This is a genomic window from Streptomyces sp. MS19, assembly GCF_047200595.1.
Classification (GTDB): Bacteria; Actinomycetota; Actinomycetes; order Streptomycetales; family Streptomycetaceae; genus Streptomyces.
Window position 1 is genome coordinate 16,253 of the sequence record NZ_JBJZOH010000003.1, and the last position, 18,206, is coordinate 34,458.

General features: G+C 72.5%; 20 protein-coding genes. 14 read left to right on the forward strand and 6 right to left on the reverse strand.

What is annotated here, in order from left to right:
• Window positions 1–23 precede the first annotated feature (23 nt).
• The 7 genes from ACL02R_RS04055 (at window position 24) to ACL02R_RS04085 (ending at window position 5,425) form a co-directional block, all read left to right on the forward strand.
• A complete protein-coding gene (locus ACL02R_RS04055; protein WP_362966911.1) occupies window positions 24–485 on the forward strand; it encodes an Lrp/AsnC family transcriptional regulator in 462 nt (153 codons plus the stop codon).
• 43 nt (window positions 486–528) lie between these two features.
• On the forward strand, window positions 529–1,695 hold the full coding sequence (gene mqnE, locus ACL02R_RS04060; protein WP_412795454.1) for an aminofutalosine synthase MqnE: 1,167 nt from the start codon (window positions 529–531) through the stop codon (window positions 1,693–1,695).
• 5 nt (window positions 1,696–1,700) lie between these two features.
• Window positions 1,701–2,270 carry an N-acetyltransferase family protein gene (locus ACL02R_RS04065; protein WP_412795701.1) on the forward strand — a complete coding sequence of 190 codons (570 nt, stop codon included), beginning with the start codon at window positions 1,701–1,703 and terminating at the stop codon, window positions 2,268–2,270.
• Between the two features lie 68 nt (window positions 2,271–2,338).
• The gene (locus ACL02R_RS04070) at window positions 2,339–2,644 is read left to right on the forward strand and encodes a DUF4229 domain-containing protein (RefSeq protein ID WP_412795455.1); all 306 of its coding nucleotides are present in this window, start codon (window positions 2,339–2,341) and stop codon (window positions 2,642–2,644) included.
• 406 nt (window positions 2,645–3,050) lie between these two features.
• Window positions 3,051–4,415: a dicarboxylate/amino acid:cation symporter gene (locus ACL02R_RS04075; RefSeq protein WP_412795456.1), complete on the forward strand. Its 1,365-nt coding sequence runs from the start codon at window positions 3,051–3,053 to the stop codon at window positions 4,413–4,415.
• Between the two features lie 252 nt (window positions 4,416–4,667).
• Window positions 4,668–5,204 carry an ATP-binding protein gene (locus ACL02R_RS04080; protein WP_412795457.1) on the forward strand — a complete coding sequence of 179 codons (537 nt, stop codon included), beginning with the start codon at window positions 4,668–4,670 and terminating at the stop codon, window positions 5,202–5,204.
• Window positions 5,201–5,425, forward strand: a complete 225-nt coding sequence (locus tag ACL02R_RS04085; protein ID WP_412795458.1) for a hypothetical protein — start codon at window positions 5,201–5,203, stop codon at window positions 5,423–5,425. The genes ACL02R_RS04080 and ACL02R_RS04085 overlap by 4 nt, the downstream gene beginning before the upstream one ends.
• Window positions 5,426–5,446: 21 nt before the next feature.
• Here the strand turns inward: ACL02R_RS04085 and dacB are convergent, their stop codons facing one another.
• Window positions 5,447–7,024 carry a D-alanyl-D-alanine carboxypeptidase/D-alanyl-D-alanine-endopeptidase gene (gene dacB, locus ACL02R_RS04090; protein WP_412795459.1) on the reverse strand — a complete coding sequence of 526 codons (1,578 nt, stop codon included), beginning with the start codon at window positions 7,022–7,024 and terminating at the stop codon, window positions 5,447–5,449.
• Window positions 7,025–7,311: 287 nt separating this feature from the next.
• On the opposite strand from dacB, the gene ACL02R_RS04095 reads away from it, so the two are divergent.
• Genes ACL02R_RS04095 through ACL02R_RS04110 form a run of 4 tightly spaced genes read left to right on the forward strand, consistent with a single transcriptional unit; the run spans window position 7,312 to window position 12,747 of the window.
• Window positions 7,312–9,483: an alpha-galactosidase gene (locus ACL02R_RS04095; RefSeq protein WP_412795460.1), complete on the forward strand. Its 2,172-nt coding sequence runs from the start codon at window positions 7,312–7,314 to the stop codon at window positions 9,481–9,483.
• Window positions 9,484–9,486: 3 nt separating this feature from the next.
• A complete protein-coding gene (locus ACL02R_RS04100; protein ID WP_412795461.1) occupies window positions 9,487–10,401 on the forward strand; it encodes a carbohydrate ABC transporter permease in 915 nt (304 codons plus the stop codon).
• Between the two features lie 28 nt (window positions 10,402–10,429).
• Window positions 10,430–11,386, forward strand: a complete 957-nt coding sequence (locus tag ACL02R_RS04105; protein WP_412795462.1) for a carbohydrate ABC transporter permease — start codon at window positions 10,430–10,432, stop codon at window positions 11,384–11,386.
• A gap of 8 nt (window positions 11,387–11,394) precedes the next feature.
• Complete coding sequence (locus ACL02R_RS04110; RefSeq protein WP_412795463.1) at window positions 11,395–12,747, forward strand: ABC transporter substrate-binding protein; 1,353 nt, start codon at window positions 11,395–11,397, stop codon at window positions 12,745–12,747.
• A 62-nt stretch (window positions 12,748–12,809) separates the two neighbouring features.
• Here the strand turns inward: ACL02R_RS04110 and mqnC are convergent, their stop codons facing one another.
• Together mqnC and ACL02R_RS04120 are read right to left on the reverse strand one after the other, a co-directional pair.
• Complete coding sequence (gene mqnC, locus ACL02R_RS04115) at window positions 12,810–14,000, reverse strand: cyclic dehypoxanthinyl futalosine synthase (RefSeq protein ID WP_412795464.1); 1,191 nt, start codon at window positions 13,998–14,000, stop codon at window positions 12,810–12,812.
• Window positions 14,001–14,036: 36 nt separating this feature from the next.
• Window positions 14,037–14,906 carry a menaquinone biosynthetic enzyme MqnA/MqnD family protein gene (locus ACL02R_RS04120; RefSeq protein WP_412795465.1) on the reverse strand — a complete coding sequence of 290 codons (870 nt, stop codon included), beginning with the start codon at window positions 14,904–14,906 and terminating at the stop codon, window positions 14,037–14,039.
• 244 nt (window positions 14,907–15,150) lie between these two features.
• Here ACL02R_RS04120 and ACL02R_RS04125 point away from each other — a divergent pair, with 244 nt between their 5' ends.
• The gene (locus ACL02R_RS04125; RefSeq protein ID WP_052848493.1) at window positions 15,151–15,354 is read left to right on the forward strand and encodes a cold-shock protein; all 204 of its coding nucleotides are present in this window, start codon (window positions 15,151–15,153) and stop codon (window positions 15,352–15,354) included.
• A gap of 86 nt (window positions 15,355–15,440) precedes the next feature.
• Here the strand turns inward: ACL02R_RS04125 and ACL02R_RS04130 are convergent, their stop codons facing one another.
• Together ACL02R_RS04130 and ACL02R_RS04135 are read right to left on the reverse strand one after the other, a co-directional pair.
• Window positions 15,441–16,076, reverse strand: coding sequence for a DNA-binding response regulator (locus ACL02R_RS04130; protein ID WP_412795466.1), 636 nt, complete (start codon window positions 16,074–16,076; stop codon window positions 15,441–15,443).
• 25 nt (window positions 16,077–16,101) lie between these two features.
• Window positions 16,102–16,491, reverse strand: coding sequence for a DUF4180 domain-containing protein (locus ACL02R_RS04135; RefSeq protein ID WP_412795467.1), 390 nt, complete (start codon window positions 16,489–16,491; stop codon window positions 16,102–16,104).
• 140 nt (window positions 16,492–16,631) lie between these two features.
• Between ACL02R_RS04135 and ACL02R_RS04140 the strand changes: the two genes are divergently transcribed.
• Window positions 16,632–16,886 carry a hypothetical protein gene (locus tag ACL02R_RS04140; protein WP_412795468.1) on the forward strand — a complete coding sequence of 85 codons (255 nt, stop codon included), beginning with the start codon at window positions 16,632–16,634 and terminating at the stop codon, window positions 16,884–16,886.
• A gap of 71 nt (window positions 16,887–16,957) precedes the next feature.
• On the opposite strand, the gene ACL02R_RS04145 is transcribed toward ACL02R_RS04140, so the two are convergent.
• Complete coding sequence (locus tag ACL02R_RS04145; protein WP_362966945.1) at window positions 16,958–17,335, reverse strand: hypothetical protein; 378 nt, start codon at window positions 17,333–17,335, stop codon at window positions 16,958–16,960.
• A 96-nt stretch (window positions 17,336–17,431) separates the two neighbouring features.
• Between ACL02R_RS04145 and ACL02R_RS04150 the strand changes: the two genes are divergently transcribed.
• Window positions 17,432–18,133: a demethylmenaquinone methyltransferase gene (locus ACL02R_RS04150; RefSeq protein WP_412795469.1), complete on the forward strand. Its 702-nt coding sequence runs from the start codon at window positions 17,432–17,434 to the stop codon at window positions 18,131–18,133.
• The last annotated feature ends 73 nt before the right edge of the window (window positions 18,134–18,206 follow it).

An 18,206-nucleotide genomic window follows, 5' to 3' on the forward strand; every position in this document is an offset into this window, starting at 1 on the left:
GGGGACGAGGAAGGCTCTGCGAGATGGACGCGGTGGACAGACAGCTCATCCAGGCGCTGCGGGAGAACGGCCGTGCGTCCTATGCGGAGTTGGGCCGCCTCGTGGGCCTGTCGGGCCCCAGCGTCACCGATCGCATCAACCGCCTCGAAGCCGCCGGTGTGCTCACCGGCTACCGCGCGACGGTGGACGCCCGTTCGCTCGGCCTCGGCGTCACGGCGCTGATCGGCATCCAGCTGTCCGACTCGGTGGACCACGAGGAAGTGGCGGACCGGTTGCGGGACTTCGCGGAGATCGAGGACTGCTGGTTCATCGCGGGCGACGACTCGTACATGATCAAGATCAGGGCGGGTGACGTGGACGGCCTGGAGCGGACCGTGCGGCGCCTGTCCGGCACCGCCGGTGTCTCCCGGACGCGCACCACCGTCGTGCTGTCCACGAAGTGGGAGAACCGGGTCGGGCACCTCCCGGACGAGGACCGGGCGTAGGCTCGACGGGCAGAGCGGCAGCGACGACCAGGAGGCGTGACGTATGGACGCTGGGCTCAAGCGTGAGCTGGAGGAGAAGGTCCGGGCGGGTGAGCGGCTGTCCCGTGCGGACGGGATCGCCCTCTACGCGTCCGACGACCTGGCCTGGCTCGGCGGTCTCGCGCACGAGGTGCGGACGCGGAAGAACGGCGACGTCGTCTACTTCAACGTCAACCGGCACCTGAACATGACCAATGTGTGCACGGCCTCGTGCGCCTACTGCTCGTTCCAGCGCAAGCCGGGCGAGAAGGACGCGTACACCATGCGCATCGAGGAGGCCGTGCGCCTCGCGAAGGCCATGGAGGGCGACCGGCTCACCGAGCTGCACATCGTCAACGGCCTGCACCCCACGCTGCCCTGGCGCTACTACCCGCGCTCGCTGCGCGCGCTGAAGGAGGCCCTGCCGGACGACGTGTCCCTCAAGGCCTTCACCGCGACCGAGATCCACCACTTCGAGACCATCTCGGGCCTGTCCGCGTCCGAGATCCTCGACGAACTGATCGACGCCGGTCTCGAATCGCTCACCGGCGGCGGCGCGGAGATCTTCGACTGGGAGGTGCGCCAGCACATCGTCGACCACCGCACCCACTGGGAGGACTGGTCGCGCATCCACCGCCTGGCGCACGAGAAGGGCCTGAAGACACCCTGCACCATGCTCTACGGCCACATCGAGGAGCCCAGGCACCGCGTGGACCACGTCCTGCGGCTGCGCGAGCTCCAGGACGAGACCGGCGGCTTCCGGGTCTTCATCCCGCTGCGCTACCAGCACGACTTCGTGGACATGAAGGACGGCAAGGTCCGCAACCGCCTCCAGGCCCGCACCACCATGGCCACCGGCGCCGAGGCCCTGAAGACGTTCGCCGTCTCCCGGCTGCTCTTCGACAACATCCAGCACGTCAAGGTGTTCTGGGTGATGCACGGCGTGCAGACCGCGCAGCTCGCCCTCCAGCACGGCGCGGACGACATGGACGGCTCGGTCGTCGAGTACAAGATCACGCACGACGCCGACAACTACGGCACGCCCGACAAGCTCACCCGCGACGACCTGCTCGACCTCATCAGGGACGCGGGCTTCCGCCCCGTCGAGCGCAACACGCGCTACGAGGTCGTCAACGAGTACGACGGCCCCGACCCGGCGCGGCGCGAGTCGCCGCAGCCGATGCGGGTGTGAGCGCCGTGCCCGGCCCCGGCTCCGCACAGCGCGCCCCCGGCGCGCGGCAGCGGCTGCGCTACCTGCTCGACCCGGCCGTCACCCCCGCCCTGCGGAAGAGCCTGGCCGAGCTGTGGACCGACGTGACGAACGCGGGCGGCGCCGTCGGCTTCGTGCCGCCCGTCACGACCGACGACGTCGAGCCCGCCCTGCGCCGCCACCTCGTCGGCATGGCCGAGGGCACGACGCGGCTGCTCGTCGGCTGCGCGGAGGGCGGCCGCCCGGTCGCCACCGCGTTCCTCCGGCTGAACGAGCACCGCCTCATGCGGCACTGGGTCGGCCTCGTCACCGTCATGGTCCACCCCGACCGGCAGGGCGGCGGCGTCGGCCGGGAGCTGATGGCCGCCGCCGCGTCCGCCGCCCACCGCGTCGATCCCGCCTTCACCGGCATCCGGCTGACCTGCCGCGGCGGCCACGGCCTGGAACGGTTCTACGCGTCCTGCGGCTACCGGGAGGTCGGGCGCGTCCCCGGGGCCCTCAGGGTCGCCGACGACGACTACCGCGACGAGGTCACCCTCTGGCTCCCGCTCGGCTGACCCGCCCGCCGGGCCGGGGCCGCGCCGTGCTTGACTGGACAGGCGTTCCTGTTGCTAGGAGGACCGACGTGAGCACCATCCCCGACACCCCCGCCCCGCGGCACGCCGCGCTGCGCTACAGCCTGCTGCGGCTGGCCGTCTTCGCCGCGTGCTTCGCCGTCGTCGCGGTCCTCGCGTACGTCGGTGTGCTGCCGGAGTCCATCGGCGCGTCGAACCCGCTGTGGATCGTGCTGCTGGCCCTGGTGTTCTCGGCGCCCATCAGCTTCGTCGTGCTGCGCAGGCAGCGCGACGCGATGTCCCAGCAGGTCGCGCCCCACGTCGAGCGCGCCATGCACAAGATCAACGCGAACCGTTCCATGGAGGACGCGGACTGACCGCCCGCGCCCGCCCCCCGTTCCCCTGCCCGGCGTGATCCGGGCCACCCGCCGGCCCGGCCGCCGTACGCCCTCCACGCCCATCTCCCGCCCGCCGCACGGGACTTCGGACGCCACCTCCTGCACGGCGTCCAGCGGCGCGTTCACCTGCCGGACGGACCCGTGACGCCGCTCCGGCGCGGTGCTACCGTGCTTTGCATGAACACCGCAGCCGCGCGCATCTCTGACCCGGGCATCATGCTCGTGGCGCGCCTGCACATCGACCTCTGCCGCTGTCTGACCGCGGCCTGTCGCTGAACGTCTGTCCTCACCCCTGACCGACTGACCCGCACCAGCGACCCACCCCCGCTCACGCCCGTATCGGCGTGCCCGGAAACTCCACTCCCCGAATAACCCTGACCGGAGTATGCCTGTGTCCTCCCCGACCCCTGCCTCGGCCGCGCCCGCAGCGCCCGCGGAGCCGAGACGCCCCCGGATATCCCTCCCGCCCTTCTGGGTGCAGATCCTCGCCGGCCTCGTGCTGGGCGTCCTGCTCGGCTGGATCGCCCGCAGTGGCGACGTCGAGTGGCTCGGCCGCACGCTGGAGGAGATCGGCGGACGGTTCGTCCAGCTGCTGCGCGTGGCGGTCGGTCCGCTGGTCTTCTTCGCGATCGCCGTGTCGATCACCAGCCTCAGGAACGTGTCGAACGCGGCGCGTCTCGCCGGCCGCACGCTCCTGTGGTTCCTCGCCACCTCGCTGATCGCCGTCGCCATCGGCATCGTGATCGGCCTGGTCACCGACCCGGGCAGCGGCACCGGCCTCACCCCGGCGGACGGTGAGCTGCCGGAGAGCAAGGGCTCGTGGCTCGACTTCCTCACCGGCATCATCCCGGCGAACGTCGTCACCCCGTTCGCCGACCTGGAGATACTCCAGATCGTCTTCCTCGGCGCCGTCGTCGGCATCGCCGCCCTCAAGATGGGCGAACGCGCCCAGCCGGTGATCACCTTCGGCGAGACGGTCCTCGAACTGCTCCAGAAGGCCCTGTGGTGGATCATCCGCCTCGCGCCGATCGGCACGATCGGCCTGATCGGCCGCTCGATCAACGAGTACGGCTGGGACCTGCTCGGCGACTACGCGACCTTCACCGTGGACGTGTACATCGGCTGCGCGCTGGTGCTGTTCGGCGTCTACCCGCTGCTGCTGCGCTTCGCCGCCGGTGTCAACCCGGTCCAGTTCTTCCGCGCCGCCTGGCCCGCGCTCCAGCTCGCGTTCGTCTCCCGCTCCTCGGTCGGCACGCTGCCGGTCACCCAGAAGGTCACCGAGCGCCTCGGCGTCCCGCGCGAGTACAACTCGTTCGCCGTCCCGTTCGGCGCCACGACCAAGATGGACGGCTGCGCCGCGATCTACCCCGCGCTGGCCGCGATCTTCGTCGCCGAGATCTTCGACGTGAGCCTGAGCGTGCAGGACTACGTGCTGATCGTCTTCGTCTCCGTGATCGGCTCGGCCGCCACGGCGGGCCTGACCGGCGCGACGATCATGACCACGCTGACCCTCTCCACGCTCGACCTCCCGCTGGAGGGCGTCGGCCTGCTGCTGGCGATCGACCCGATCCTGGACATGATGCGCACGGCCACCAACGTGGCGGGCCAGGCCGCGGTCCCGGTGATCGTCGCGGCGCGCGAGAAGATCCTGAACCGCGAGGCGTACGACCACGCGACGAGCTTCGACTTCGACGAGCCCGCCGCCGAGGAGCAGCCCCGCCGCCCGGCCGAGGAGAAGGTCCCCGCCTGACCCCTCCCCGCCACACCGCACACCCCCCGGTCCCCGCGCCCACCCCGGCGCGGGGACCGCTGGTTTGTCCGGCGGGGGAAGAGGGTGGGTTTGTTGGGGTTCGAGTGGGGGGCTCATGGGGGGCTCATGCCGCGCATCGGGTGAACCCCCCCGGTGTGCATGTGAACCCCCTTGCGACCGTCGCGAGTTGACCCGTCGGAGCCCTTGACTAGAGGCATGAGGACATGGCTCGGCTTATGGAGGGGGTACACAATGACGTCGCCGTGGCCGCCCGCGCAGGAGATGCCCGTGCCGGCGGTGCGCCCGACGCCGCTGCTGCCCGTGGCGTTCTCCAGCGCCTACCGGTTCCGTTCGCTCACGCTCCCCGGTGATTCCCGCGACACCCCGGCGATAGCCAGGCACGCCGCGCGGGACACCCTCCACGACTGGGAACTGCCAGGGCTCGCCGACGACGTCGAGCTGTGCGCGTCCGAGCTGGTCGGGAACGCCGTGCGGCACGCCGCCGGGTTCGGGCGCATCATCGTCACGTTCAGGTTCTGGCCGCGCTGGCTGTTCGTCGAGGTCGCGGACGAGGACCCGACGCCGCCCATGCTGCCGTCGGGCGATCCGCTCGACCCGCTCGGCGGCGACCCCGACCCGCTGCCCGAGCACGGGCGCGGGCTGTTCATCGTGCAGAGCCTCGCCGACGCGACGTGGTGGGCGCCCCGCGAGGCGGGGGGCAAGAGCGTCTGCTGCCGTTTCGACCTGACCGGCGGCCCCACGGACGCCGGACGGGCGGGTGCCGCATGATGGTCACCCGCTCCGCCGACTGGGTCCTCGCGCCCGACCCGCAGGGCGGCCCGCCGATCCACGCCGCCGAGTGCACGACCTGCCTCGCCGAGTCGCCCGCCGACACGAGCCGGGACGTGCCCGACGTCTGGTGCGTGCGGCACTCCACCGCCACCGGGCACACCGGCTACCGGCTCACCGTCACGACGTTCCTGCGCGCCAAGCGGTGCCCCGGCGGGTAGGCGGCGGCGTCGGCACAGGCGTCAGCACACCACCGCGGGCTTGAGCCACGCGCACTCGGCGCCGTCCTCCGGCGCGGCCACCGGCCGTGGCGGCGCCCCGGACGACGCCCCGGACGAGTCGCCGGGCGAGGCCAGCGCCACGACGATCGCGTCCTCGATGTCCTTCGGCGAACCGCCCAGGTAGTTGTTCAGCACGACGCTGAACGCCAGCTCCCGCCCGTCCGCCGCCGTCACATAGCCGGACAGGGCCGTCGCTCCGGTCAGCGAGCCGGTCTTCGCCCGCGCGTTCCCCGCCGCCGGGGTGCCGCACAGGCGGCTGCGCATCGTGCCGCCGACGAAGCGGTCCGGCTCGCACGCGACCGGCAGCGCCGCGTACCAGTCGCCGAACCACGGCTCGGCGCGCACCCCGGTGAGCAGCGCGGCCAGTCCGGCGGGCGGGACGACGTTCATCCGCGACAGGCCCGAGCCGTCCACCTGGCTGTACGCGCCGGTGTCCACGCCGATCCGGTCGGCGTACGCGCGCACCGCCGCGAGCCCGTCGCGCCAGGTGCCGCGCCCCGCCGTCTCGTACCCCATCGTCTTGACGAGCGCCTCGGCGTGCATGTTGTTGGACAGCTTCATGAAGGGCACCAGCAGCTCCGACAGCGGCATCGACGCGTGCGACGCGAGGACCTGCCCGGCGTCCGGCGGGGTGGCGCGGCCGAGGACGACGTCGCCGGTGACCCGTACGCCCTCGGCGGCCAGGGCGTCGGCGAGGACGGAGGCGGCGTACCCGGTCGGCTCGTCCACGGCGGTCCACGACGTGGCGGGGGCGGCGCCCTGGGCGATGCGGCCGCTGACGACGAGGGTGTTGGTGCCGTGCTCGCGGGTGATGGACAGGGAGCCGGTGGAGCCGGCCGGGGCGGTGGTGGCCCTGTTGTCGAGGGTCACCCAGTCGTTGGGCGGGGTGAGGGTGACGGTGGGCGGGTCACCGGCGGAGGCGCCGGGGGCGGCGGAGACGTGGACGGTCCCGGCGTCGTAGTCCGTGTCGGGCGCGAGGGTCAGCGCGGAGATCTGGGCGCTGTAGTAGTCGGCCTCGTTGTCCCAGGACCAGGCGCGGCCGAGGCGGGTCGCGTCGAAGCGGGTGTCGTCGGCGACCAGGTCGCCCCGGACGGTGGCGACGCCGGACGCGGCCAGGCCGGCGGCCAGCGCGGCGTAGTCGGCGGCGAGCATCGTCGGGTCGCCGGAGCCGCGCAGGTAGAGGTCGCCGCGCAGGACGCCGCGCCGGGGCGCGGTCGCCGCCACGAGGTCGGTGCGGTAGCGGTAGCCGGGGCCGAGGACGTCCATGGCGGCGGCGGAGGTGAGGAGCTTGGTGTTCGAGGCGGGCATCAGGCGGGTGTCGCCGTCGTGGTCGTAGAGGGTGGCGCCGGTGTCGGCGTCGCGGACGACGACGCCCGCGAGGGCGCCGTCGAGGCGCGGGTCCGCGAGCAGCCGGTCGAGGGCGCCGGTGAACGCGGGGGCGGGCTGGCCGGCGCCCGCGGGGGCGCTCCAGCCGAGGGTGAGGGCCAGGGCGAGCCCGGCGGTGGCCGCGGCGAGGCGCCGGAAGGGTGGGGGTGTCATGCCGCATCAGCATGGCGCGGTGTGACGATCCGTCAAGGAGAGACGGGCTGGAAACGCGCGGTGGTCACGCACCGGAAACACGGGCCGCCGGGCCGGTGGCGGATTTTTCCGGCCATGGCGCGATGTGCTGGTTTCTTTCTCCTCTCCCTTGGCTAACGCCCCGGTAAAGGACGGTGCCCGGGGGCCGTCCCGACCTTGACAGCGGGCCATGGAACAGCAACATTTCCGCTCACAAGCCAACGGAAATCGTTAGGTACACCGGCATCAGCACAAGGAGGTGCGTTGTCGTGGCCCTGGATGTGTCCGATCGCATCCTGCATCTGCGCGCCGCGGGCGTGAGCCTCGTCCTCGACGCGCGCGGCCCGAGGCTCCCGCGCGTCCTGCACTGGGGCGCCGATCCGGGCGAGCTGTCCGAGGACGACCTGGCCGCCCTGGCCGCGTCCGCCGCCCTGCCCCAGCTGGACGGCAGCCTGGACGTGCCGCCGCCGCCCGGCCTCGTCACCGAGCACGGCGCGGGCTGGCAGGGCATGCCCGGCGTCGCCGGGCACCGGGCGGGCGGCGCGGACTGGTCGCCGCTGTTCGCCGTCACGTCCGCCACCGACGCGACGCGGGACGGCGACGGCGGCGGCCGTACGCTCCGGTTCACCGCCGCCGACCCCGCCGCCGCGCTCTCTCTCGCCGTCGACATCGGCCTCACCGCCACCGGCCTCGTCCGCACCCGCGCGACCCTCACCAACGACCACGCCGACGCCGACTGGACGCTCGACACCCTCGCCCCCTCGCTGCCCGTCCCCACCGAGGCCGCCGAGCTGTTCGACCTCACCGGCCGCTGGTCGCGCGAACGCGTCCCGCAGCGCCAGCCGTTCACGCTCGGCGCGCGCGTCCGCGAGACCCGCAGGGGCCGCCCGGGGCACGACGCGCCGCTGCTGTTCGCCGCGGGCACCCCCGGCTTCGGCTTCGGCCACGGCGAGGTCTGGGCGCTGCACCTCGCCTGGAGCGGCAACCACCGCCTCGTCGCCGAACGCCTTCCCACCGGCCAGGCCGTCCTGTCCGGCGGTGAACTGCCGATGCCGGGCGAGATCACCCTCACCCCCGGGGCCTCGTACACCACGCCCTGGCTCTACGGCGCCCACAGCGACCACGGCCTCGACGCCCTGTCCGCCCGCTTCCACGACCACCTGCGGGCCCGCCCCCACCACCCCGCCACGCCCCGGCCGGTCGTCCTCAACACCTGGGAGGCCGTCTACTTCGACCACGACCTGCCCACCCTCACCCGCCTCGCCGACCTCGGCGCCGCCGCGGGCGCGGAGCGCTTCGTCCTGGACGACGGCTGGTTCCGCCACCGCCGCGCCGACACCGCGGGCCTCGGCGACTGGTACGTGGACGAGACCGTCTGGCCGGACGGGCTGCACCCGCTGGTGGACCACGTGCGCGGCCTCGGCATGGAGTTCGGCCTGTGGGTCGAGCCCGAGATGGTCAACCCGGACTCCGACCTGGCCCGCGCCCACCCCGAGTGGATACTCGCCACCGGCGGCAGGCTCCCGGGCGAACGCAGGCAGCAGCAGGTCCTCGACCTGTCCCACCCTGAAGCCTACGCGTACGTCCTGGAGCGCCTCGACGCGCTGCTCGGCGCGTACGACATCGCCTACCTCAAGTGGGACCACAACCGCGAGCTCGACGACGCCGGCCACTCCCCGCACGGCGAGCCCGCCGTCCACGCCCAGACCCTCGCCGTCTACGCGCTGCTCGCCGAACTGCGCCGCCGCCACCCCGCCCTGGAGATCGAGTCGTGCTGCGGCGGAGGCGGCCGGATCGACCTCGGCATCCTGGAGCACACCGACCGCGTCTGGGCCAGCGACTGCATCGACGCCCTGGAACGCCAGGCCATCAACCGCTGGACGCAGCTCCTCCTGCCGCCCGAGCTGATCGGCTCCCATGTCGGCAGCGACCGCAACCACACCACCGGCCGCCGCCACGACATCGCCTTCCGCGCCGGAACGGCCTTCCTCGGCGGCCACTTCGGCATCGAGTGGGACCTGATCCACGCCACCGACGAGGAACGCGCCGAAGCCGCCCGCTGGGTCGCCCACTACAAGCGCCACCGCACGCTCCTGCACACCGGCCGCGTCATCAGGATCGACCACCAGGACCCCGCCCTGTGGGCCCACGGCGTCGTCGCCCGCGACGGGTCCGAGGCGCTGTTCGCGCTCGTCGGAACGGCCGCCCCCGTCACACACCCCCACGGCCGCGTACGGCTGCGCGGCCTCGACCCCCACGCCCGCTACCGCGCCGACCTCCTCCCGCCAGGTCGCGACCTACTCGCCGGCGCCAGGAGCCTGCCCGGCTGGCTCGACGGCGCGACCTCCGTCCTCCACGGCGGCGTGCTCGCCACGACGGGCCTCCAGATCCCGGCCCTCCAGCCCGAACAGCTCGTCGTCCTGCACCTGACGAAGGAGTGACCGATGGCCGCGCCCCTCACCGCCCCCGCGGGCAACCCCCCGCCCGCCTGGCGCAAGCGTGAACGCCGCGCCGCGTTCGTCTTCCTCGCGCCCGCCCTCCTCGGCTTCCTCACCTTCTTCGCCTGGCCCACCCTCCGCGGCCTCTACCTCAGCCTCACCGACTACGACCTGCTGACGGCCCCCGACTTCAGCGGCCTGGACAACTACCGGCGGCTGCTGCACGACGACGTCTTCTGGAACTCCCTCTGGGTCACCCTGAAGTACGTCCTGATCAACATCACCGTGCAGACCGTCGTCGCCCTCTTCCTCGCGGTCCTCATGCACCGGCTGACGAAGTCCGTCGTCATCCGCGGCGTCGTCCTGCTGCCCTACCTGATCTCGAACGTCGTGGTCGCCCTGCTCTGGTACTGCATGGCCGACTACAACCTCGGCATCATCAACGGCATCATCGACTGGGCCGGTTTCGACCGCATCGGCTTCTTCGGCGACGAGCAGTGGGCCATCCCGACGATCGCCCTGGTCAACGTCTGGCGCCACCTCGGCTACACGGCGCTGCTGATCTTCGCCGGGCTCCAGGCCGTCAACCGGGACGTGTACGAGGCCGCCGCCGTGGACGGCGCGGGCGAGTTCCGCATGTTCACGCGCATCACGCTCCCGCTCCTGCGGCCGGTCATGGCGCTGGTCCTCGTCGTCACGCTGATCGGCTCCTGGCAGATCTTCGACACGGTCGCCGTCACCACGCAGGGCGGCCCGGTCGACGCGACCCGGGTGGTCCAGTACTACATCTACGACCAGGCGTTCCAGCGGTTCGACTTCGGTTACGCGTCGGCCATCTCCGTCGCGCTCTTCCTCATCCTCGCCGTCATCGCGTTCCTCCAGCTGCGGCTGATGCGCGCCGGCGACTCCGACCAGTCCTGACCGCCGCGACCGCACCAAGGAGCCCCGCATGACAGCCGTGGTCCAGCCGGCCGCGAGCAGCACCCCCGCGCGCGACCGGCGCACCCCTTCGCCCGCCCCGGCGCGGCGGCGGACGATCCGACCCGGGCGGCTCGTCGCCTGGATCGCCCTGTTCCTCGTCGTCCTCGCGACGATCGCGCCGTTCGTCTGGATGCTGCGCACCGCCCTGTCGAACAACAGGTCCCTCTTCACCGACCCGACGTCGCCGCTGCCGGTGGACTTCACCTTCGGCCCGTTCGAACGGGTCCTCGGCACCGCCTCGACGGCCGAGGCGCAGGCGGAGGGCGGCTCGGGCGCGTCCATCCGCTTCTGGGCCTACCTGCGCAACTCGGTGGTCGTCTCCGTCCTGATCACCGCGGGCCAGGTCTTCTTCAGCGCGATGGCCGCCTACGCGTTCGCCCGGCTGCGCTGGCCGGGCCGCGACAAGGTGTTCTTCGTCTTCCTGACGGCGCTGATGGTGCCGCCGGTGTTCACGATGCTGCCGAACTTCACGCTGATCAAGAGCCTCGGGCTGCTCAACACGTACCCGGGCATCGTCGCGCCGTTCTTCTTCATGACGCCCTTCGCGATCTTCTTCCTGCGGCAGTTCTTCCTCGGCATCAGCCGCGAGGTCGAGGAGGCCGCGATGATCGACGGCGCGGGCTACTTCAGGACGTTCTTCCGCATCATCGTCCCGATGAGCCGCGCGCCCATCATCACGCTGTGCATCCTCACCTTCATCAACGCCTGGAACGAGTACTTCTGGCCGCAGCTCGTCGGCCAGGACGAGTCGGTGCGCGTCCTGACGGTGGCGCTCGGCGCGTTCGTCTCCGCCACCCCGCAGACCGGCCCCGACTGGGCGGGCCTGATGGCGGCGGCGCTGGTCGCGGCCATCCCGACGATGCTGCTCTTCCTCGCCTTCGGCAAGAAGATCATCAACTCCATCCAGTTCACAGGCATGAAGTGAGGTACGACGTGGACACGAGGACCACCCGCCGTGCCCTCGCCGGGGCCGCCGCGTTCGCCGCCCTCGCGCTGTCCGGCTGCACCGGCGACGCGTTCGGCGACGACAGCGGCCGGGAGACCATCACGTACTGGCTGTGGGACTCCGCCCAGCAGCCGGGCTACCAGCAGTGCGCCGACGACTTCGAGGCGAGCCAGGACGACTACGCGATCCGCATCGAGCAGCGCGGCTACGACGACTACTGGACGTCCCTCGCGCTCGGCCTCGTCTCGGAGTCGGCGCCCGACGTCTTCACCGACCACCTCTCGAAGTACCCCGAGTACGTCTCGCGCGGCCTGCTCGCCCCGCTGGACGAGTACATCGAACGCGACGACGTGCCCCTCGACATCTACGAGGACGGCCTCGCCGACCTGTGGATCGGCCAGGACGGCAAGCGCTACGGCCTCCCGAAGGACTGGGACGCCGTCGGCCTGTTCTACGACGAGGCGGACCTCGCCGACGCCGGGCTCACCGCCGACGACGTCGCCCACATGACGTGGAACCCCGACGACGGCGGCACCTACGAGGACGTCATCGCCCGCCTCACCGTGGACACCCACGGCGTGCGCGGCGACGAACCCGGCTTCGACAAGGACCACATCGCCACCTACGGCCTGTGGATGGAGGGCGGCGGCGGCCCCAACTTCGGCCAGACCCAGTGGGCCCAGTACGCCGTCGCCAACGGCTGGGAGTTCACCGACCGGAACCCGTGGGGCACCCACTTCAACTTCGACGACCCCGCGTTCGTCGAGACCATCACCTGGTGGCAGAGCCTCGTCGAGAAGGGCTACATGCCCGACTTCGCCTCCCAGCAGGGCGCCAAGCCGAGCGACCAGATCGCCGCCGGCACCGCCGCGATGACGGCCGACGGCAGCTGGATGATCGGCACCTACCTCGGCTACGACGGCGTGGACGTCGGCATGGCCCCCAATCCCGAGGGCCCGACGGGACAGAACGCCAGCATGTTCAACGGCCTCGCCGACTCCGTCGTCAAGGACACCGATCACCCCGAGGGCGCCTGGCAGTGGGTGCGCTACCTCGCGTCGCCCGCCTGCCAGCACGTCATCGGCGAGCGGCATGTCGTCTTCCCCGCCATCACCGAGGCGTGGGAGACGGCCCGCGACGCGTACGCGGCGGACGGCGTGGACGTGTCCGCGTTCACCGACCACGTCGAGAACGGGACGACGTTCCTCTTCCCCATCGCCGACCACGCGGGCGACGTCACGGCCGTGCTCCAGCCCGCGTTCGACAGCATCATGGCCGGCGCCGACGTGGAGCGCACCCTCACCGGCGCCAACGAGGAGATCAACCGGCTGTTCGAGTAGGCGCCGGCCGGCACGCCCGCGCCCCGGCCCCTCGTACGGGAGGGCCGGGGCGCGCGCCTGTGTCAGGTGAGCAGCGTCAGCTCCGGGTGCGCCGTCCCGCCGTCGATCGCCGTCGAGGACAGGTGCGACACGACGCGGTCGTCCACCGGGTACCGCGCCGGGTCGTCGTGCACGACCAGGTGCTCGTACGTGGTCGAGCGCTGCGCGGGCACCCGGCCCGCCGCGCGGATCAGGTGCAGCAGCTCCAGGCGGTTCGACCGGTGCCTCGCCCCGGCGGAGGACACCACGTTCTCCTCCAGCATGACCGAGCCGAGGTCGTCCGCGCCGTAGTGCAGCGACAGCTGGCCGACCTCCTTGCCCGTCGTCAGCCAGGAGCCCTGGATGTGGGCGACGTTGTCCAGGAAGATCCGCGCGATCGCGATGATCCGCAGGTACTCGAAGAGCGTCGCCTGCGTCTGCCCCTTCAGGTGGTTGTTCTCCGGCTGGTAGGTGTAGGGGATGAACGCGCGGAAGCCGCCGGTGCGGTCCTGCACGTCCCGGATCATCCGCAGGTGCTCGATGCGCTCGGCGTTCGTCTCGCCGGTGCCCATCAGCATCGTCGTGGTCGACTCGACGCCCAGCCGGTGCGCCGTCTCCATGATCTCCAGCCAGCGCTCGCCCGACTCCTTCAGCGGCGCGATGGCCGTGCGCGGCCGCGCGGGCAGCAGCTCGGCGCCCGCGCCGGCGAACGAGTCGAGCCCCGCCGCGTGGATGCGCCGGATCGCCTCCTCGGCGCTCACCCCGGAGATCCGCGCCATGTGCTCCACCTCGGACGCGCCGAGGGAGTGGATCACCAGCTGCGGGAACGCCGCCTTGATCGCCGAGAAGTGCCGCTCGTAGTACTCCACGCCGTAGTCAGGGTGGTGGCCGCCCTGGAACATGATCTGCGTGCCGCCGAGTTCGACGGTCTCCTGGCAGCGCCGCAGGATGTCGTCCAGATCGCGCGTCCACACCTTCTCGCTCTTCGGCGGGGCGTAGAACGCGCAGAACTTGCAGGCCGTCACGCAGGCGTTGGTGTAGTTGATGTTCCGCTCGATGATGTACGTGGCGATGTGCTCGGTGCCCGCGTACCGGCGGCGGCGGATGGTGTCGGCGGCCTTGCCCAGCGCGTGCAGCGGGGCGGAGCGGTACAGGTCGAGGGCCTCCTCGGGGCTGATGCGGCCGCCGTCGGCGGCGCGGTCGAGGAGGGTCGTCAGCTCGGCGCTCTGGCCCATGGGCGTGGTCCTTCCGACGGGGGCGTGCTGCGGTTGTCAGCGTACGCCAGCGCCGTCGGCCGCCTCGGGGGCGAGCAGCCTCACCCGCCCGACGCCGTCCGCGATGCCCGTGCGGCGCGCGAACTCGTCCACCGCCGCGAGCTGCGGCGCGCCGAAGGAGAACTTCAGCGTCGTGAAGTACCGCTCCAGCACCTCGGCGTCGAAGTCCTCCCAGTGCGCGGCCTGTTCGGCCACCTTGCCCACCTCGGCCATCGACAGGTCGCGCGACGCGAGGAACGCCCTGTGCACCTCGCGCACGGTCTCCGGCTCGCGCTCCAGGTAGTCGCGGCGCACGCCCCAGATCGCGAAGACGAACGGCAGCCCCGTCCACTCGTGCCACATCGCGCCGAGGTCGTACACGCGCAGGCCGAGACGGGGCGCGTCGTGCAGCGAGGCGCGCAGCGCGGCGTCCCCGATCAGGACGGCCGCCTCGGCCTCCCGCATCATCAGCCCGAGGTCGGGCGGGCACGTGTAGTACTCCGGGGTGACGCCGTACCGCTCGCCGAGCAGCAGCCGCGCGAGGCGCACGGAGGTGCGGGACGTCGAGCCGAGGGCCACCCGGGCGCCGTCCAGCTGTTCGAGCGGCACCTTGGAGACGATCATGCAGGACATCACCGGGCCGTCGCAGCCGACCGCGATGTCGGGCAGCGCCACCAGCTCGTCGGCGTGCCGCAGGTACTCGACGAGCGAGACGGGGCCGATGTCCAGCTCGTCCGCGACCAGCAGCTCGCCGAGCCGCTCCGGTGTGTCCTTGGTCAGCGTGAGGTCCAGGAGCGTCCCGGTTCTCGCGAGCCCCCAGTAGAGCGGGAGGCAGTTGAGGAACTGGATGTGGCCGACACGCGGGCGACTCCGGTGGTGTGTACTCACCCTCGGCAGGGTACGCCTGTGGTCGTGCGGAGCAGCGGTCAGGGACGTGCGGGTCAGGAGGCCCCCCGGGGGTATTTCGACCCTTCCCGCTTCCAGGGGCGCGTGCTACGCTCGTACCGAGTTACAGTTTGGTTTCCCTTGCAGTACGAGCCTGCGGAGCATGTAGCCGCGGGCTTTCGTCGTTTTCAGGCTTCATCGAAGGTTCTGGAGCAGGGCGACCCTTTTAGGCCCAGGGAGGGCTTACATGGCTACCGGAACCGTCAAGTGGTTCAACGCCGAAAAGGGCTTTGGTTTCATCGCTCAGGATGGCGGCGGCCCCGATGTCTTTGTCCACTACTCCGCGATCAACGCGTCCGGCTTCCGCTCCCTTGAGGAGAGCCAGACCGTGAGCTTCGACGTCACGCAGGGCCCGAAGGGCCCGCAGGCCGAGAACGTCACGATCGTCTGAGGCCGCCTGCCTCGGCGCACCACTGAAGGAGCCCCCGTCCCCCTGGGCGGGGGCTTCTGCCTTGTGCCTTTCCGCCGTGTGAGGGGTCAGGGGCGGGGGGCGCGCAGGCCCGCCTGGAAGCGCGACGTCGCGCCCAGCGCCGCCATGAGGTCCGCGACACGCCGCCGGTAGGTCCGTACGGACACGCCGAGCCGCCGCGCGGCCGCCTCGTCCGTGCACCCCTCGCCCAGCAGGGCGAGCACCGGCCGCAGTTCCTCGTCCAGCGCCGGGGGCGGCCCGTCCGCAGGGTCCGGGACGTCGGCCAGGTCGGTGCCGGACTCCCACGCCGCGTCGAACAGCGAGCCGATCCCGGCCACCACGTCCGGGTCCGTCACCACGCCGTAACGCCGCTCGCCCCGCTCGACGCGCCCGGCCAGGATCGCGACGCGCCGGTCGAGGACGATCGCCTCGTGCCCCAGCGGGGCGGCCGAGATGCGGACGCGCCCGCCGTCCGCCGTGATCGTCCGCAGGTACGCGAGCTTCTCCGGGAGGCCGAGGACCCGCGCCGTGTGCAGCTTGCGCACGGCCAGGCCCGCCGGCCGGCGTGGCGGCCTGCCGGGCAGGGCGAACGTGGACGGGTCGTCCGCCGCGCACAGGAACTCCTCGCGCGCCCCGGCGAGCAGGTGGCCCGCCCGTTCCCGCAGCTCCCTGACCCCGCGCACACTCGTCACCCGATCGGCCATACGGCAAGTATCACGCGGCGCGGCGTCAGTCCGGCGGGCGGTGACGGGTGAGGAGGCGGTCGGCCAGGTCGGCGCGGTCGGCGGTGAACCAGACGTACGGGCCCGCGTTCCCGCGCCGCACGGCCGCGGCGAACGCCGGGTCGCGCCGGAGGGCGGCGGAGACGTCGCCCTCGTACGCGACACGCAGGCGGTAGTCGAGGAAGGTCTGCGTCACCGCGTCGGCGAGCCCGGAGGCCGTGTCGAAGAACGCGGGCGGCAGCCGCCGCACGGGGACCACGACCAGCTCGGCGCCGCTGCCCAGGGCCTCCGCGACGAGGGTGAGCGCGGCCTCGGCGCCGTCGAGCGGCGGGCCTCCGGCGGCGACGAGGACGGGCGTGCCGTGGAGCTCCAGGAGCGTGGGTGCCGGATGCGTCATGGCACGAGCATGCCCCCGCCGGGCCGCCGCCGTCACCCGTTCGCCCGGCCGCGTGCCGCCGGGACCGGGGACGGGCGGCGCGGTCCAATGGGCCCATGAACGACATGCGGGATGCACAGGACATGCGGAGCATTCAGGACATGCGCGACGCGGAGGACCTGGAGGGGGCCGCCGGAGCGGACGACCTCGACGATTTCGACGCCCTGGCCGGGGGCGCCGGCACCGGTGAGGGGGCGGTCGACCTGTGGACGCGGCGTGTCCTGGCGCTGTCCGACGACATCGACGAGGGCGAGGCCCGCGCCGTGGTCGAGGAGATCTGGGACGCGGCGTCGCTGCGGGAGGTCGACGTGTACGAGGAGGAGGTGGCCGAGCGGGAGGACGAGCGCGACGAGTGAGGGGCGGGAGGCGCGGGCGCGGCCGGGGAGAGCACCGCCCGGGGCGCGCCCGCGCCGGTCGTGCCGCCGTGTCAGAGCGCGGGGGTGACCGGCAGTCCGCCGAGGAGCCCGCCGAGCACCTCGCCCGGCAGGTCGCCGAGCCCGGCGCCGTCCGCGAGCGGCCCCGTCACCGCGCTGGTGCTGACCGGCTGGAAGTCGGCGACCTGGGCGCCCACCGAGTTCGTCAGCGGGTCGGTGGACGAGCTGGACAGCGGGTCGAGCGGCAGGACGAGGACGGGCTCGACCGAGTGGCGGAGCGCGTCGGCCGTCACGCCGACCGTCGAGGGGACCGTGGAGAGCGGCCCCGGCACGGCCTCGGCGGCGGACGCGCCACCCGCCGCGGCGAGTACCGCGCCGCCCGCGGTCGCGGTCAGCGAGGCAGCGCGCAGGGCGCGGGAGATCTGGCTCATGGGACGGCACGCTAGTGCGCTGGACGGGGCCGGTTCATCCCGGTGGCGGGGGAAGTCGCCCGAACGGAGGACGCGGGCATCCGCGAGAATGGACGCGTGACTCGCGCAACGCTGGACAAACAGCCCACCGAAGTCGCCGCGATGTTCGACGCGGTCGCGGCCCGCTACGACCTGACCAACGACGTGCTGGCCCTCGGTCAGAACCGCCGCTGGCGCCGCGCCGTCGCCGACGCGGTCGCCGCGCGGCCCGGGGAGCGCGTGCTCGATCTCGCGGCCGGCACCGGCACGTCCGCCATGCCGTTCGCGCTCGCGGGGGCGTTCACCGTGCCCTGCGACTTCAGCCGGGGGATGCTGGCGGAGGGCAAGCGGCGCGTGCCGTGGATGCCGTTCACCGCCGGGGACGCGCTGCGACTGCCGTTCCGCGACGGCGCGTTCGACGCCGTGACCATCTCCTTCGGCCTGCGGAACCTCAGCGACACCGAGCTGGCCCTGCGCGAGATGCTGCGCGTGACGAAGCCGGGCGGGCGGCTCGTCGTCTGCGAGTTCAGCCACCCGACGTGGGCGCCGTTCCGCACGGTCTACAACGAGTACCTGATGCGCGCGCTGCCCACCGTCGCCACCCGCGTGTCCAGCAACCCCGACGCGTACGTCTACCTCGCCGAGACCATCCGCGCGTGGCCGGACCAGCCGGGACTCGCCGCCGTCCTCCAGCACGCGGGCTGGGGCCGCGTGGCCTGGCGCAACCTGTCGGGCGGCATCGTCGCACTGCACCGGGGCACCAAGGACCGCGCCGCATAGACTCGGCCCCGATCCCCGGCACACCGTGCCTGACGGCCGCTCACCGTCCCCGCAGCAGCCCCCTTTCCCTCCC